Genomic DNA, 17,854 nt, shown 5'->3' with positions numbered 1-17,854 from the left:
AAAGGGCGTTATTACGCCCTTTATTTTTAATGATACGACTTAAAAATAAACGCGCATACCTAGTTGGATATTACGACCAGGTAATGGCGCAATTTCTTTGATAAATGACGTATGACTAAATGCTAATTCATCCGTTAAGTTTTGCACCTTGGCAAATATATACGAGTCAGCATTAAGTACATCTAAATTATATTTAGCTGCAATATCGAATAAGGTGTAGCTTTGTGTATGGCTTTCATGTGCACCCAGTTTATTTTGTTCAAAGTAATGGGTTGCTGAGAAATTTAACTGCAGAGAATGCCAGTCATATTCTGCTTCAAAGCCAAGTTTGTTTTGTGGGAAGCGCGGTAAATAATCAGATGTGTCTTTCACATCGTTACGAATATGATCACCCATCACTTTAAGCATTAAGTCACTATTAACTTGGTAGTGAACATCAAATTCAATCCCGTATAAATCAACATCTGCATATTGATAATGGAAAACACGTGTTGCTTCGTCTTCATCATGGCCATGTGATAAGTATTCTTCCATTGAAAGCATTTCATCATGGTGTGAATCGATTACTAAACCGGTATCTTGTTGGAAGTAGAAATTATCAATCTGGTTATAAAAAGCATTAATGGTGTAACCAAAATCACCGTTAAATTTACGCAAGGTTAAATCAAGGTTATTTGATGTTTCTTGCTCTATGTTCTCAGGTTCAAAATGGATTTCGCCTTCTTCGATTTCATAGCCTAAACCGAGATCATACGTCCCTGTTGCAATGTGTAAACCATTTGAAAGTAGTTCAGCTGCGCTTGGTGCACGCTCTGAATGACCAAGTGACAGTGAGATTGAATGACCATCTTGGAAATTCCAAATACTCCCGGCTGATAAACTGATGCTATCGAATTCACCTAGATAGGCAAACTCTTCACCTTCATGATGTTCTTCTTCATGAGCGTGATCATCATGTCCTGCTTCCATATGAATTTCAGGTGCATCAATTTCAGTAGTTTCAAAACGGCCACCTAATTCGAAACGAAAATCACCGATTGATTTCTCTTCTAAAAGGAATAGGGCATGTTGTGTGGTGTCACTGTTTGGCGTAAATGCTTCTTCGCCATCTGCACCGTAGTCTGAATCATAATAGTGATAACCAATAACGCCGTGCCAACCGAGTAAGTTGTGCTCAGCAGTTGCACGTAACTCTTTAGATTGATTGGTGAAAACTGTTCCTTCAACACCACCTTCAATTTCTGCATGGCGATAATCAGTGTAACCAAGTTTTAAATCAATTCGCTCAATCAGCTCGTCGTGGAAACTATATGTTAGATTTGCTTGATAGCGGTCTTGTGTTAAACGTGCAAATACATCGCCGTGCTCTTCATGTTCAGCTTCTTCTTCATGATTATCATGTTCTTCCTCGTCATGAGCATGATCATGCCCTTCATGTGAATGCCCAGGAATACCGTAATCAGACTCTAATTTACCGTAAGACACACCAACTACTAGGTGTTCATTTACATAGCTTGTGCCTAAATTAAACGCAGTTGTATCAATAAAACTGTTTTCAATTGAATCAATGTGCTCTTCTTCGTGTGCTTCACCTTCATGATCTTCTTCATGTTCATCATGATGCGCTTCAAATTCAGGAACTGTAGTATCTTCGGTTTTACGCTTTAAACCATCAAGATGAAAATTAAAGCCATTGTCACCACCGTTCAAAATAAACGCAGTAGTATTTCCTTCGTTTACAGTATCGTGTTTGAACTCAACAGCCCCCTCTAACGATTCGTAATTGCTAGTCGGAATACGGCTATCTACTACATTTACAACGCCACCGATAGCACCTGAACCATATAATAAAGTTGCAGGGCCTCTAAGCACTTCGATTTGATCAGCACTTAAACTTTCATTGGTATTGGCATGATCAGGGCCTACACGTGAGGCATCACTGCTTTCTAAACCGTTTTGCATGATACGAACGCGTGGACCATCTAAACCACGAATAACGGGCGAAGATGAAACAGGACCAAAATAAGTTTGGTTAACCCCAGGAAGTTTGTTTAGGGTTTCACCTAGCGTATTAGAAGATTGATCTTTTAATTCATCGCCTGAAATTACAGTGACAGGAGAAGTCATTTCTAAATTGCTTTTATGTAGTGCTGATGCGTAAACAGTAATTGCTTCGATTGATGATTTTTCAAGTACGAGATTGATAGTTTGCTCGGCGTTTTCAACATCTATTCGCTTATCGAGAAAGCCATCTTTACTAAAGTGCAATTGGCTATTTGCATCAAGATCAATGCGGTAATTACCAGCATTATCTGTGATAACTTGCTTTTCTTTACCGTGAACATGCACAGCAACGCCAGCGATAGGGTTACCTTGTTGATCTTTTAATTGACCAGAAATAGGAGCGGCTTGAGACGCAATTGGAAATATTACACTTACAACAGCTAAGTTAATGAGAGATTTTTTCATAAACAATACTTCAGAAAACTACGGGAAATTCATGTTATGTGATACTGTAACATTAAATTGTACGGTTTTAAATAAATTGTTATAACATTACATATGATATTTGTAATGAATTGCAAATAAATGACAATAGGGCAGGTATTTTAAGAAAGATAATACGTTTTATAGAAACTAAAACTTAGGTATATCAATTTCAATATCATTAGTAGGGGTAGCACAGCAAAGTAATATTTCGCCCTTTCTCACAAAGGCTAAAGGTTCTTGCTGATATTCCACATCACCACTAATTAGCTTGCAACGGCATGCACCACAAAACCCTTCACGACAGTGAAATTGCGGTTCAATATTATTGTTTTCTAAGAAGGTAAGAAGATTTGGCTGATCAGAGTCAAAATCAAGACTCTGATCAGTATTAGCAATGGTGACTTTGCTCATTAAAGATCGAAATCACCAAAGTCTGATGCATCAACTTCTGCGTCAATTTGGCCAACAAGATATGAACTGATTTCAGCTTCTTGCGGAGCAACTTGAACGTTATCTGACACAAGCCAAGCGTTAATCCATGGAATTGGATTCGAACTTGTTTCAAAAAGGGTTGGTAAGCCAACAGCTGCCATACGTACATTTGTAATATACTCAACATACTGGCAAAGAATATCTTTGTTTAAGCCAATCATTGAACCGTCTTTAAATAGGTATTCAGCCCATTCTTTTTCTTGTTCAGCAGCTTTCTTAAACATTGCGATTGATTCTTCACGACATTGTGCTGCCACTATGGCCATTTCAGGATCATCATCACCTTCTTGCATAATATTAAGAATGTGCTGTGTGCCTGATAAATGAAGTGCTTCATCACGCGCAATAAGCTTGATAATTTTCGCGTTACCTTCCATTAATTCACGTTCAGCAAACGCGAATGAACATGCAAAACTTACATAGAAACGAATCGCTTCTAAGATGTTTACTGACATGATGCAAAGGTAAAGTTTCTTTTTAAGATCAAATAAGTTTACGCGAACTTCTTCACCATTGATTTGGTGTTTACCTTCGCCAAGCTCATTGTAAATAGTCGTTAAACGAATTAATTCGTCATAGTAACGTGTTACTTCTTCTGCACGTTCTGCGATCTTATCGTTAGTTACGATATCGTCAAAAATAAGCTCAGGTTGCTTTGTAACGTTACGAATAATGTGCGTGTATGAACGGCTGTGAATGGTTTCACTAAATGCCCAAGTTTCAATCCATGTTTCAAGTTCAGGAATTGACACGATTGGCAATAATGCCACATTTGGCGAACGACCTTGCACACTATCAAGTAATGTTTGGTATTTTAAGTTACTTAAGAAAATGTGCTTTTCATGCTCTGGTAATGTTTCAAAGTCAATGCGGTCTTTACTCACATCAACTTCTTCTGGGCGCCAGAAAAATGAAAGCTGTTTTTCGATTAACTTTTCAAAAATAGGGTGTTTTTGTTGATCGTAGCGCGAAACATTGACAGTTTGTCCAAAGAACATAGGTTCTTTTAATTGGTCGTTATGCTCGCGACTAAATGTAGAATACGACATAGTTATTTTTACTCTAGAGAAAACAAACTAACGGGCAAAGTGTGCAAACTTTGCCCGTTGTGGATTAGATTTTACACGCGCCGCCTGCACAGCCATCATCTTCAGGCTCTGGCTTAAGTTCATCCTGAGAATCCGATGCACCATCACGGGTGTTATGGTAGTAAAGTGTTTTAACACCAAGTTTGTATGCAGTCAGTAAATCTTTAAGCAGTAGCTTCATTGGTACTTTACCGCCTTCAAACTTACTTGGGTCATAGTTTGTGTTTGCAGAGATTGTTTGGTCAATAAATTTCTGCATAATACCAACTAATTGAAGGTAACCATCATTGCTTGGAATATCCCAAAGCAGTTCGTAAGCATCTTGCAGGCGTTCATATTCAGGAACAACTTGCTTCAGAATACCATCTTTACTGGCTTTAACGCTGATATGACCACGTGGTGGCTCAATACCATTTGTAGCGTTAGAAATTTGTGATGAAGTTTCTGACGGCATTAACGCAGATAATGTCGAGTTACGCATACCATGCTTAACAATGCTCTCACGAAGACCATCCCAATCTAGGTGTAATTGTTCATCACAAATTGCATCAAGATCTTTCTTGTAGGTATCAATTGGCATAATACCTTGCGCATACGTTGTCTCATTAAACTTAGGACAAGCACCTTTTTCTTTCGCAAGTTCATTTGATGCTTTCATCAAATAGTATTGAATTGCTTCAAAAGTACGGTGCGTAAGCGCATTTGCAGAACCATCTGAATATTTAACACCGTTTTTCGCAAGGTAATAAGCGTAGTTAATTACACCAATACCTAATGTACGACGACCCATAGTTGCATTGTATGCAGCAGGAACTGGATAATCTTGATAATCAAGTAAGTTATCAAGTGCACGTACAGCTAGTTCAGCTAATTCGTCTAATTCATCAAGTGTTTTAATTGCACCTAAGTTGAACGCAGAAAGCGTACAAAGAGCGATTTCACCTTCTTCGTCCATCACGTGTTTTAATGGCTTAGTCGGAAGCGCAATCTCTAAACACAGGTTAGACTGGCGAATTGGCGCTACTTTTGAATCAAACGGGCTGTGTGTATTTGTGTGGTCTACGTTTTGTAGATAAATACGGCCTGTGCTAGCACGCTCTTGTGCAAACATAGAGAACAGCTCAATCGCTTTAATGCGTTTTTTACGAATTGACTGGTCTTGTTCATATTGTAGATACAGACGTTCAAACTCTTCTTGATCTTCAAAGAAAGCGTCGTATAGGCCAGGCACATCAGATGGGCTGAATAGGGTAATGTAATCGTCTTTAATTAAACGTGAATACATTACTTTGTTAAATTGCACACCATAATCTAAATGACGAACACGGTTATCATCAACACCACGGTTATTTTTAAGTACAAGAAGGTTTTCTACTTCTAAATGCCAAAGTGGGTAGAATAGGGTTGCAGCACCACCACGCACACCACCTTGAGAACAGCTTTTTACCGCTGTTTGGAAGTGCTTGTAAAACGGAATACACCCTGTGTGGAATGCTTCACCATTTCTAATTGGGCTACCTAGCGCGCGAATTCGACCTGCATTAATACCAATACCTGCACGTTGACTGACATACTTAACAATTGAAGATGAAGTAGCATTGATTGAATCAAGGCTGTCGTCACATTCAATTAGTACACATGAACTGAATTGACGGGTAGGCGTACGCACACCAGCCATAATCGGTGTTGGTAATGAAATTTTAAACGTCGATGTCGCATCATAAAAACGCTTAACATACTCCAGACGTGTTGATTTCGGGTATTTCGAGAATAAACACGCTGCAACTAGAATATAGAGAAACTGTGCGCTTTCATAAATTTCGCCAGATACTCGGTTTTGCACCAAGTATTTACCTTCCAATTGTTTTACAGCGGCATAACTAAACGTTAAATCACGACCATGGTCGATATACGCATCAAGTTCGTCGATTTCTTGTTGGCTATAATCAGCAAGTAAATGTGGATCGTATTTATTCATTTCGACCATCTTAACCATATGATCATAAAGCGTCGGTGGCTCAAAGCGACCATAAGCTTTCTTTCTCAAATGGAAAATCGCTAAACGTGCAGCGAGATATTGATAGTCTGGTGTTTCTTTAGAAATAAGATCTGCAGCTGCTTTGATGATCGTCTCATGAATATCTTCAGTACGAATACCATCATAGAACTGGATATGTGATTTTAATTCTACTTGTGAAACAGAAACGTTATTTAGGCCTTCTGCTGCCCATGCAATAACGCGGTGAATTTTGTCTAGGTCAAGCGGTTCCTTGCGACCGTCACGTTTACTGACTGAAAGCTCTTGGTTCATAGTTATGCCTGCAAATTCCTTCAAACGAGCAAATAATTTTTATTATGTCGAAATTGTTTAGTTGGACTTTTGTCCTATTATTTAGCGCACGGCTCAGGCGAAATCATCAATGTGAGCTTTTTGTGCTCAGCTACTAGATATGGTGTCGCCTTCACAGATGATCACAAGATAGAGGGGTCTTGATCATTTTTCAAGGCCTAAAAAAGCGAGAAAATTAGTGATCAAATTTTTACTAACTTGCGTGTTAGCATCCACTAACGTGTTAAGCAAAGTATGTTTAGTCTATGTAAAAAAACAACGAAAAAATGACGATAAAAAAAAATATTTAAAATTTATTTGTTGCAAATTTACAAGATATTGTTTTTGGGTCCATCAACAAAATAACCACAATATATAGTGGTTATTTTTTATCAGAGCAACTAGATATATGGTTAAGCAATAACCAAGGGGTCTTGAAAGATAGGTCAAATTGCCAGCTAGAAACAGCATTGCCATTGAGGTAACCCCAAAGCGCTGCGACTGATTTCATACCAGCAGAATTGGCAGCGATTATATCCCGTTCATCATCACCAATATAAATACATTGGTGTGGTTCAACATTCATTAAACGACAACTATGCAATAAAGGATCAGCATGCGGCTTTGCTTTTTCAAGTGTATCGCCAGACACAATATTTTGGCATAGATTAAACTCAGGAATTTGTGCCACTAATGGTTCAGTTAAATGTGCTGGCTTATTAGTGACGATAGACCAAGGTATTTGTTGTCTATCAAGGTGTGCAATTAATTCCTTTATACCGTCATAAAAACGGCTTTTGTGCCAAAGGTGTTGTTTATAAAATTCAAGAAACATTTGTTTAAGCGTCTCTTGTTTATTTTTAGATAAACGATGCCATTGCTCTCCAAAACCAAGCTTAAGAAGGGCAATGGTGCCATTAGATGCTTGGCTACGATAACAATCAGCACTGACTATATTTTTATTATGTTTAGCTAATACGTAATTTAAAGCAGCACCTAAATCATCCGCACTATCGATTAAGGTGCCATCAAGATCAAAAAGGACTGCTTGATACATATTTATTTAAGCCAACTTTTCGAAATGGATCATGTAATTGACTGATACATCGTTGGTTAAGCTATAGGTTTGACCAAGAGGGTTATAACTAAGACCTTTCATAATACGTGCTTTTAAGCCGTACTTTTCAGCCCAAGTAATTAACGTTGCTGGCTTGATAAACTTGTCGTGATCATGAGTACCCTTAGGGACGATTTTAAGTAAATGTTCCGCGCCTACAATTGCGAATAAATACCCTTTGAGTGTTTTATTAAGCGTAGACATAAATACATGCCCACCCGGTTTTACAAGCGTTGCGAGTGAAGCGATTACCGATTCAGGATCCGGTACGTGTTCAAGCATTTCCATACAGGTAACAACATCAAATTGCTGAGGGTGCTCGGCTGCAAAATCTTCAGCTGTTACCTTTTTATAATTAAGGGTAACACCCACTTCTAAGGCATGAAGCTTTGCAACATTTAGCGGTTCTTCACCCATATCAATTCCGGTTACATTGCCACCAAGTTTAGCCATACTCTCAGCTAGAATGCCGCCACCACAGCCGACATCTAATACATTTTTTGAAAACACACCTTGGCTGTGTAAATTAATGAAATCTAATCTAAGCGGGTTAATTTCATGTAGTGGTTTAAATTCACCATTAAGGTCCCACCATCGGTCGGCCATGGCTTCAAACTTTGCAATTTCACTTGCATCGACATTTTGTTGAACGGTCATAAAAAGCATCCAGAGTGATTTGAGGGCATTATAAAGGGATTTTTTATAAAAAGACTACCGCTTACAACCTGTAAATAATGATTTTTTGTGTTAGCATGCTTCGGTTATAAAAATAATAACTGAATTAATAGTCGATTGAAGGAAGAGAAATCGGATGACAGATCTCGCCAATGAAATCCTTCCAATCAATATTGAAGATGAATTAAAAAATTCATACCTCGATTACGCTATGAGTGTAATTGTAGGGCGTGCGCTACCTGATGTACGTGATGGTTTAAAGCCTGTTCATCGCCGCGTACTTTTCGCAATGAACGAACTCAATAATGATTGGAACAAACCTTATAAAAAGTCTGCACGTGTTGTAGGTGACGTAATCGGTAAATACCACCCTCATGGTGATAGTGCTGTTTACGATACGATAGTACGTATGGCTCAGCCGTTCTCACTTCGTTATTTATTAGTTGATGGTCAAGGTAACTTCGGTTCTGTAGATGGTGATAGTGCCGCTGCAATGCGTTATACCGAAGTACGTATGGCTAAAATGGCACATCAATTATTAGCGGACCTTGAAAAAGAAACGGTTGATTACGTTGATAACTATGATGGTACGGAAAAAATTCCAGCTGTTTTACCAACGCGCGTACCTAACTTACTCGTAAATGGTGCCTCTGGTATTGCAGTAGGTATGGCGACGAACATCCCGCCGCATAACCTATCAGAAGTTATTAACGGCTGTTTAGCGGTTATTGAAAACCCAGAAATTCAAATTGATGAGCTTATTGAATACATTCCAGGCCCTGACTTCCCAACTGCGGGTATTATCAGCGGTAAAAAAGGTATTGAACAAGCTTACAAAACAGGCCGTGGTAAAGTTTACATTCGTGCCAAAGCGGAAGTTCAAGTTAACGAAAAAACGGGCAAAGAAACAATCATTGTTCACGAAATCCCATACCAAGTTAACAAAGCCCGTTTAATTGAGAAAATTGCTGAACTTGTAAAAGACAAGAAAATTGAAGGCATTAGTGCACTACGTGACGAATCTGATAAAGACGGTATGCGTATTGTTATCGAAATTAAGCGCGGTGAAGTAGGCGAAGTTGTTCTAAACAACCTTTATGCACAAACACAAATGCAAACGGTGTTTGGTATGAATATGGTTGCGCTAGATAATGGCCAACCTAAACTACTTAACCTAAAAGAAATGCTTGAAGCATTTGTTACACACCGTCGTGAAGTTGTAACGCGTCGTACCGTATTCGACTTACGTAAAGCACGTGACAGAGCGCATACGCTTGAAGGTTTAGCAATCGCGCTTGCGAATATCGATCCTATTATCGAAGTAATTCGTCGTTCTCAAACCCGTGAAGAAGCAAAAGTTGCACTACTTTCTCGTAGCTGGGAGCTTGGTAACGTTAAAGGCATGCTTGAAAAAGCAGGTGAAGATGATGTTGCTCGTCCAGAATGGCTCGCTGCTGATTTGGGTATTCGCGATGGCCAATACTATTTATCAGAAGCGCAAGCAAATGCAATTTTAGACCTACGTTTACATAAACTAACTGGTTTAGAACACGAGAAAATCTTAAATGAATATAAAGAGCTATTAGAGCTTATTGCTGAGCTACTTTATATCCTTTCAACACCTGAGCGTTTAATGGAAGTTATTCGTGAAGAGCTAGTTGAAATTAAAGATAACTTTGGTGATGAGCGCCGCACTGAAATTACTGCAGCTGCGCACGATATTAGTCTTGAAGACTTAATCACTGAAGAAGACGTTGTGGTAACACTTTCACACGAAGGTTACGTTAAGTATCAACCGCTTTCTGATTACGAAGCGCAGCGTCGTGGCGGTAAAGGTAAGTCTGCAACTAAAATGAAAGATGAAGACTTCATTGAACGTTTATTAGTTGCAAACACACACGATACGATTTTATGTTTCTCAACATCAGGTCGTTTATATTGGCTTAAAGTGTACCAGTTACCACTTGCAAGCCGCGCCGCGCGTGGTAAGCCTATTGTTAACTTACTACCACTTGAAGCAGATGAGCGTATTACAACGATCTTACCTGTACGTCAGTACGAAGAAGATAAGTATGTATTAATGGCAACTGCTAACGGTACAGTTAAGAAAACACCACTTACAGCATACAGCCGTCAGCGTGCATCAGGCATTATTGCAATCAACTTAAATGACGGCGATAGCTTAATCGGTGCAGATATCACTGATGGTACAAACGACATCATGCTATTTACCGATCATGGTAAAGTAGTACGCTTTAACGAAAAGCAGCGTGACTCTGAAACTGGAGAAGTGAAAATTGACCCAGAAACAGGTGAAGAGCTATTAGCACTTCGTCCTATGGGTCGTACTGCAACTGGTGTACGTGGTATTAAGATGCCAGATGATGTGAAAGTTGTTTCATTAATTGTGCCTAAGAATGATGGTGCAATTTTAACTATCACTGAAAATGGTTACGGTAAGCGTACAGTACTTGAAGATTACCCAGCGAAGAGTCGTGCAACACAAGGTGTTGTATCGATCAAAGTATCTGAGCGTAATGGTAAAGTAGTTGGCGCGGTACAAGTTGAAGATAATGATGAAATTATGATTATCTCAAACAAAGGTACATTAGTACGTACACGCGTTAATGAAGTATCTACCGTAGGTCGTAATACACAAGGTGTGATTTTAATTCGAACCGCAGATGATGAGCAGGTTGTAGGATTACAGCGCATTGATGAAATTGAAGAGTCACAATTCCCTGGAGAAGACAGTGAAGATGAAGCAATTTCAACAGAAAATAGCGAAACACCTAACACAGATGAAAATAATTCAGAGCAACCAGCTGAATAGAAAAAATATTCATCTTTCTCATGCGGTAATTTGAAAATGAATCAGTTACAGTATGAACAATGTTAAAAGCGGCTAACAGCCGCTTTTTTATTTTCTAAGTTATGTACAAAAGAGGTTTTGGGAATGAGTGTATATAATTTTTGTGCAGGGCCGGCAAGTTTGCCCAAAGAAGTACTCGAAAAAGCGCAAAAAGAATTTCTTAATTGGCAGGGGCTAGGTGTTAATGTGATGGAAATCAGCCATCGCAGTGCTGAATTTATTGCCCTTGCTGAACAAAGTGAACGCGATTTACGCGATCTAATGAACATATCTGACGACTATGCTGTGTTATTTATGCACGGTGGTGGTCGAGGTCAATTTGCTGCAGTTCCACAAAACTTACATTTACCTGATAAACCTGCGGTGTATATCAATACAGGTATTTGGTCTGATGGTGCTTATAGCGAAGCGCTTAAATTTACCCAAGCTATCGAACTTAATGTTCGCAATGACGAAAATGGTCAATTTAATTGCTTGAAACCAGAGCAATGGGCACTACCACAAGATGCGTCATACATTCACTATTGCCCGAATGAAACAATTGATGGTATTGAAATTTTCGATACCGTTAAACATGAAGCACCGATTGTCGCGGATATGTCTTCCAATATTCTTTCACGTGAAATCGATGTAGATCAGTTTGATTTGATCTATGCGGGCGCACAAAAAAATATTGGTCCTTCAGGTCTTGCCATTGTGATTGTGAAAAAATCACTGCTTTCACGTGAAGGCACAGAAAAACCAAGCATTTTCGATTACGCCTTAGAAGCGAAAAAAGAAAGCATGTATAACACGCCACCAACGTATTCTTGGTACTTAGCTGCTGAAGTTTTTAAATGGCTCAAAGCGCAAGGCGGTGTAGCAGCGATAGAACAAGTTAATATCGAAAAGGCAGCGCTACTTTACGATTTTATTGATAACAGTCAGTTTTATAAAAATACTGTGGCAAGTGATTTTCGTTCACGTATGAATGTACCATTTTGGCTCAATGATGAGTCATTAAATGAAGCATTTTTGGCCCAGTCGAAACAAGCTGGTTTGCTCGCGCTTGAAGGTCATCGCATGGTAGGTGGTATGCGAGCGAGTATTTATAATGCAATGCCAATCGAAGGCATAAAAGCACTTGTTGATTTTATGCATAAATTCGAAAAGGAGCACAGTTAATGGAACAATTACATTTAAAAGCAATTAAGCGTGTAAATGGTGAAGTAACATTACCTGGTTCAAAAAGCTTATCTAACCGCATTTTATTACTGGCAGCGCTGTGCGAAGGTACAACGCAAGTAGAAAACTTGCTTGATAGTGACGATATTCGCCATATGCTTAAAGCCCTTGGTGATATGGGGATTGACGTTTCACTAAATTCTGACAAAACAGTTGCACAAGTAACTGGTAATGGTGGAATTTTTAAAACCCCTAAAGAGCCACTTTTCCTTGGAAATGCTGGTACTGCATTTCGTCCATTAACAGCGGTATTAGCAACGTCACAAGGCGAATTTGAATTAATCGGTGAACCTCGCATGGAAGAAAGACCTATTGGTCATCTTGTCGATGCGTTACATACTTTAGATGCAGATGTTGAATATCTAAAAAATAAAGATTATCCACCGCTTAAAATTTCAGGTAAGCAATTAGCTGGCGGTAAAGTTGAGATAGATGGCAGTATTTCAAGTCAATTTTTAACTGCATTGTTAATGGCTGCTCCTTTGTTTTCGAATGATACTGAAATTAGCATTAAAGGCGAGCTTGTCTCTAAGCCATATATTGATATTACCTTAGGCGTGATGGCTAAATTTGGCATTACTGTAGATAACCATAATTATCAAACGTTTGTGGTTAAAGGTAATCAGCAATACCAATCACCAGGGCGCATAATGGTGGAAGGTGATGCTTCTAGTGCGTCATATTTTGTTGCAGCAGCTGCGATTAACGGTGGCACAATCCGTATTAATGGTGTCGGCGCTGCAAGTGTTCAAGGTGATATTGGTTTTGCAAAAGTAATGGAGCAGGTGGGTGCAAACATCGAATGGCATGATGATTACTTAATTGTCAATAAAGGTGAATTAAATGGCGTTGATATTGATGCTAATGCAATTCCTGATGCAGCTATGACACTCGCCACTGTTGCTCTTTTTGCAAAGGGAAAAACTGCTATTCGAAATATCTATAATTGGCGTGTAAAAGAAACAGACAGGCTGTATGCGATGGCAACGGAACTTAGAAAGCTTGGTGCTGACGTTGTTGAAGGGCATGATTTTATCGAAGTTACGCCAACCGAGAATATTCAACTTGCCGAAATTGACACGTATGACGATCACCGTATTGCCATGTGTTTTTCCATGGTTGCTGTTGGTGGTCACGATATCATCATAAATGACCCGAAATGTACCTATAAAACATTTCCTACCTATTTTGAGACACTTGCAAGCGTTTCAGAATAAATTGTTTGATAGAAATCACAGTTTTTTCACCGTAAAGTAGCGATAATTTTTTAATTATCGCTTATACTGCGCGGCGATTTTAGTTTTGTACATTTTGGGAGGTTGTAATGAAGGTTAATCAACCGGTTATTACAGTCGATGGACCAAGTGGTTCAGGAAAAGGAACCGTTTGCCGTTTATTAGCAAATAAGCTTGGCTGGGACGTATTAGATAGTGGTGCGATTTATCGCGTATTAGCATTAGCTTCTAGCCACCATATGATAGCGCCAACAGATGAAGAAGCTTTATTGCCGCTAGCGGCCAATTTAGATGTGCAATTTGTGGTAGATACTGAAACGGGTAAAGGCAAGATCGTTTTAGAAGGCGAAGACGTTACCAAATCTATTCGTACAGAAGAAGTTGGTGGTATGGCCTCTAAAATTGCTGCGTTACCGAGTGTTCGAGAGGCGTTATTGCGCAGGCAGCGTGCTTTTAGAAGCGAAAAAGGGCTTATCGCTGATGGTCGTGATATGGGCACAGTGGTATTTCCAGACGCCGTTTTAAAAATATACTTAACAGCCTCTGCAGAAGAGCGTGCAAATCGCCGTTTTCTTGAGTTGAAGCAACGTGGTGTTGATGTTAAAATAGACAACTTAGTTGCAGATATCAAAGCGCGTGATGATCGCGATATGAATCGTCCTGTTGCACCACTAGTGCCAGCAGAGGATGCAATTGTTATTGACACTACCGAGCTAGATGCAAATCAGGCATTTGAGCAAGTTGTGTCTTTGTGTATTGAAAAGAATTTAATTGGTTAACTCACTGGAAGAGTTAATTTTTACAACAACCCCATGCGGCAGGATAGCCAAATGGATATATTTATTTAGAGACTTATAATGTCAGAAAATTTTGCACAGTTATTTGAAGAAAGCCTAAAGGGTTTTGAAGCAGAACAAGGTTCAATCGTTAAAGGTACTGTTATTTCAATCGAAAATAACATCGTACTAGTTGACGCTGGTCTTAAATCTGAAAGCGCAATCCCTGCTGAGCAATTCAAAAACACTGCTGGTGAATTAGAAGTAGCAGTTGGTGATGAAGTAGATGTTGCACTAGATGCAATCGAAGATGGTTTTGGTGAAACTATCCTTTCTCGTGAGAAAGCGAAGCGTCACGAAGCTTGGATCCGTCTTGAAAAAGCATGTGAAGAGCAAGAAACTGTTACTGGTATCATCAATGGTAAGGTTAAAGGTGGTTTCACTGTTGAAGTTGACACTATCCGTGCATTCTTACCAGGTTCACTAGTTGACGTGCGCCCAGTACGTGACACAGCTCACCTTGAAGGTAAAGAGTTAGAATTCAAAGTTATCAAGCTAGACCAGAAGCGTAACAACGTTGTTGTTTCTCGTCGTGCTGTAATCGAGTCAGAAAACTCACAAGAGCGTGATGAACTTCTACAAAACCTTGTTGAAGGTCAAGAAGTTAAAGGTATCATCAAGAACCTTACTGACTACGGTGCATTCGTTGATTTAGGTGGTGTTGACGGTCTTCTACACATCACTGATATGGCTTGGAAACGCGTTAAGCACCCAAGTGAAATCGTTAACGTTGGTGACGAAATCTTAGTTAAAGTACTTAAGTTCGACAAAGATAAAACTCGTGTTTCTCTAGGTCTTAAGCAACTTGGCGAAGATCCATGGGCAGCTATCGCTGGTCGTTACCCAGAAGGTTCTAAGCTTTCTGGTCGTGTAACTAACTTAACTGACTACGGCTGTTTCGTTGAAATCGAAGAAGGCGTAGAAGGTCTAGTACACGTTTCTGAAATGGATTGGACTAACAAGAACATCCACCCTTCAAAAGTTGTTAACTTAGGTGACAACGTTGAAGTTATGGTTCTTGAAATCGACGAAGAGCGTCGTCGTATTTCTCTAGGTCTTAAGCAATGTAAAGCTAACCCATGGCAAGAATTTGCTCGTCTACAAAACAAAGGCGACCAAGTTACTGGTAAGATCAAGTCAATCACTGACTTCGGTATCTTCATCGGCCTAGAAGGCGGCATTGACGGTCTAGTTCACCTTTCAGACATCTCTTGGAACACGCCTGGCGAAGAAGCTGTACGTGAATTCAAGAAAGGTGATGAAATCACAGCTATCGTTTTACAAGTTGACCCAGAGCGTGAGCGTATCTCTCTAGGCGTTAAGCAAATCGAAGCTGATCCTTTCAATAACTACCTGGACGCAAACAAAAAAGGTGCTATTGTTAAAGGTAAAGTAACTGAAGTTGACGCTAAAGGCGCTACAGTTGAACTTATCGAAGGTGTTGAAGGTTACATCCGTGTAGCTGACGTAGCAGTTGAGCGTACAGAAGACGCTTCAACAGTTCTTTCTGTAGGTGACGAAGTAGAAGCTAAGTTTGTTGGTGTTGATCGCAAGAACCGTGCTATCAGCCTATCAATCAAAGCAATTTCAGAAGCTGAAGAGAAAGAAGTTCTAGACAAGCTTAAGAAAGAAGAGCCACAGTTCGAAAACGCTATGGCAGCAGCTTTCAAAAATGCTCAAAAAGACTAATTAGTCGACTTGGAAGGGCGGCTTAATAGCAGCCCTTCCTATTACAATTATAAAGGGTACTTACATGACAAAATCAGAACTGATTGAAAAACTTGCTGAACAGCACGCAAATATCCCAGCGAAAGATGTAGAAAATGCAGTAAAAGAAGTGTTAGAACTTATGGCTGACTCTTTATCTAGTTCAGATAGAATTGAAATCCGTGGTTTTGGTAGTTTTTCACTTCATTTCCGTGCACCACGTGTTGGTCGCAACCCTAAAACAGGTGATAAAGTAGAATTACAAGGTAAATACGTACCGCACTTTAAGCCAGGAAAAGAACTGCGCGATCGCGTAAATGCAAGTATTGCATAATTTGAGGTTATTTTGACAAAAATACTCAAAGTCACTTTTCTCCTGTGCTTGCTATTTATTTTATTTGTACTGGGCGCACAAAACCCACATTTAGTTAAAATAAACTTTATAATAGCAAGTGCAGAAATTCCTCTCGCTTTCATAATAAGTATTTGTTGTGCTTTAGGCCTATTTTTAGGTATTGCACTTAGTACTATTCTGTTGTCAAAAGCTAAACTGCAAAATCGTCAATTGAGAAGACAAAATCAGAAGCTTTCTTCACAAAGCCATGGATAGTTAATGATAGAATTGCTGTTTTTGTTGTTACCTGTTGCTGCAGCATATGGCTATATAATGGGAAAAAACAACGCAAGTAATGAAGCCCAACAACAAAATCAAGAAATCATTAATGAATACAGTAAGGGTCTGAAGTTTTTACTTGATCGAGAAGAAGATCAAGGTTTAGAGCACTTAATAAGTTTACTAGAAATATCAGCAAATTCTGTAGAACACTATCTTACATTAGCAACTCTATTTCGCCGTCGTGGTGAACTTGATAGAGCAATTAAAGTACACGAGCTATTGCTTAAACATGATGCGCTCTCATTAGAACAAAAAAAACATGTGCTTTATGAACTGGCTCAAGATTATATGATGGCTGGTTTATTAGACCGAGCGGAAGAAAACTTAGTTTATTTATATGCTCTAGAAGATGATAATGCGCTTTGCCAATTGATGTTGTTGTATTTGCAAAGTCATGATTGGGATAAAGGCATCGCTTTATTTGAATCAAAACAAACCGACTTTAAATCTAGCCAAATTAAAAAAACAATCGCTAATTTTTACTGTGAAAAAGCATTGTTAGAAAAGAATTTTAAGCAACTTGATGAAATTGCCGATTTAACTCAAGATCTCGTAAGACCAAAATACATGCTTGGCGAAAATGCTTTTAATGAAGGAGATTATCTTCAAGCAATTAAGTACTGGGGAAGTTTACTAGATAAAAATACCGCTTTTGCCCCAATATTTTTAGATAAGCTGGAATTAAGCTATGAAAAACTTAATTTACAAAAAAATTATTTTTCACATCTGTCAAAGCATCTAAAAAATGACAATGTGCTTATCAAAATTCATTATTGTAAGAATCTAATGGCACAAGGTAAGGTTGATGAAGCAATCAATTACATTACCCAAGTTTTACGAAAACAACCTAATATACGTGGCTTTAGTTTTTTACTCACTCTAATGTCAGAGCAAAGCCAAGATATTAAACTTGTGCTAACTGAGATAAACAAACTTGTTCAAGACTACATTGCCACAAAAGCACTTTATCAGTGTAATCATTGTGGGTTTACAAGTAAAAAATTGTATTGGTTTTGTCCCTCTTGTAAACATGTAGAATCTTTAGTGCCATTAAATGGCGTAGATGGGTTTTAACACAACATTTTTCAATCTTTTTATAATCAGGACTCATTA

The 17,854-nt window shown here is 38.9% G+C and carries 14 protein-coding genes; 8 read left to right on the top strand and 6 right to left on the bottom strand.

The genetic code is table 11. The features are described from left to right. Positions 1-39: 39 nt before the first annotated feature. From AAEU29_RS02905 to ubiG, 6 genes are all read right to left on the bottom strand, one after another. A complete protein-coding gene (locus AAEU29_RS02905) occupies positions 40-2,469 on the bottom strand; it encodes a TonB-dependent receptor (RefSeq protein WP_421971980.1) in 2,430 nt (809 codons plus the stop codon). 168 nt (positions 2,470-2,637) lie between these two features. Beyond that, positions 2,638-2,901 (bottom strand): class I ribonucleotide reductase maintenance protein YfaE, encoded by a 264-nt coding sequence (gene yfaE / locus AAEU29_RS02900; protein WP_421971979.1) that lies wholly within the window; start codon positions 2,899-2,901, stop codon positions 2,638-2,640. Then, on the bottom strand, positions 2,901-4,031 hold the full coding sequence (nrdB, locus tag AAEU29_RS02895) for a class Ia ribonucleoside-diphosphate reductase subunit beta (RefSeq protein WP_421971978.1): 1,131 nt from the start codon (positions 4,029-4,031) through the stop codon (positions 2,901-2,903). Before nrdB ends, yfaE begins: the two co-directional genes overlap by 1 nt. A gap of 64 nt (positions 4,032-4,095) precedes the next feature. Continuing rightward, positions 4,096-6,381, bottom strand: a complete 2,286-nt coding sequence (gene nrdA, locus AAEU29_RS02890; protein ID WP_421971977.1) for a class 1a ribonucleoside-diphosphate reductase subunit alpha — start codon at positions 6,379-6,381, stop codon at positions 4,096-4,098. A 400-nt stretch (positions 6,382-6,781) separates the two neighbouring features. Continuing rightward, positions 6,782-7,456: an HAD family hydrolase gene (locus AAEU29_RS02885; protein ID WP_421971976.1), complete on the bottom strand. Its 675-nt coding sequence runs from the start codon at positions 7,454-7,456 to the stop codon at positions 6,782-6,784. Positions 7,457-7,462: 6 nt separating this feature from the next. Further along, on the bottom strand, positions 7,463-8,173 hold the full coding sequence (ubiG, locus tag AAEU29_RS02880) for a bifunctional 2-polyprenyl-6-hydroxyphenol methylase/3-demethylubiquinol 3-O-methyltransferase UbiG (protein WP_421971975.1): 711 nt from the start codon (positions 8,171-8,173) through the stop codon (positions 7,463-7,465). A gap of 154 nt (positions 8,174-8,327) precedes the next feature. Here ubiG and gyrA point away from each other — a divergent pair, with 154 nt between their 5' ends. From gyrA to AAEU29_RS02840, 8 genes are all read left to right on the top strand, one after another. After that, positions 8,328-11,024, top strand: a complete 2,697-nt coding sequence (gyrA, locus tag AAEU29_RS02875) for a DNA gyrase subunit A (protein WP_421971974.1) — start codon at positions 8,328-8,330, stop codon at positions 11,022-11,024. A gap of 123 nt (positions 11,025-11,147) precedes the next feature. Next, the gene (gene serC / locus AAEU29_RS02870) at positions 11,148-12,227 is read left to right on the top strand and encodes a 3-phosphoserine/phosphohydroxythreonine transaminase (protein ID WP_421971973.1); all 1,080 of its coding nucleotides are present in this window, start codon (positions 11,148-11,150) and stop codon (positions 12,225-12,227) included. Continuing rightward, complete coding sequence (aroA, locus tag AAEU29_RS02865; protein ID WP_421971972.1) at positions 12,227-13,504, top strand: 3-phosphoshikimate 1-carboxyvinyltransferase; 1,278 nt, start codon at positions 12,227-12,229, stop codon at positions 13,502-13,504. The genes serC and aroA overlap by 1 nt, the downstream gene beginning before the upstream one ends. Before the next feature lie 107 nt (positions 13,505-13,611). After that, positions 13,612-14,301: a (d)CMP kinase gene (gene cmk, locus AAEU29_RS02860; RefSeq protein WP_421971971.1), complete on the top strand. Its 690-nt coding sequence runs from the start codon at positions 13,612-13,614 to the stop codon at positions 14,299-14,301. Between the two features lie 78 nt (positions 14,302-14,379). After that, positions 14,380-16,047 (top strand): 30S ribosomal protein S1, encoded by a 1,668-nt coding sequence (gene rpsA / locus AAEU29_RS02855; RefSeq protein WP_421971970.1) that lies wholly within the window; start codon positions 14,380-14,382, stop codon positions 16,045-16,047. A gap of 64 nt (positions 16,048-16,111) precedes the next feature. Next, on the top strand, positions 16,112-16,399 hold the full coding sequence (gene ihfB, locus AAEU29_RS02850; RefSeq protein ID WP_038641558.1) for an integration host factor subunit beta: 288 nt from the start codon (positions 16,112-16,114) through the stop codon (positions 16,397-16,399). Positions 16,400-16,411: 12 nt separating this feature from the next. After that, a complete protein-coding gene (locus AAEU29_RS02845) occupies positions 16,412-16,675 on the top strand; it encodes a LapA family protein (RefSeq protein WP_274760670.1) in 264 nt (87 codons plus the stop codon). 3 nt (positions 16,676-16,678) lie between these two features. Next, positions 16,679-17,815, top strand: a complete 1,137-nt coding sequence (locus tag AAEU29_RS02840) for a lipopolysaccharide assembly protein LapB (protein ID WP_421971969.1) — start codon at positions 16,679-16,681, stop codon at positions 17,813-17,815. Positions 17,816-17,854 lie beyond the last annotated feature (39 nt).

Source organism: Pseudoalteromonas aquimarina (assembly GCF_049257255.1).
In the GTDB taxonomy this organism is placed as follows: domain Bacteria; phylum Pseudomonadota; class Gammaproteobacteria; order Enterobacterales; family Alteromonadaceae; genus Pseudoalteromonas.
This window is presented reverse-complemented; position numbering and strand designations above follow the sequence as displayed.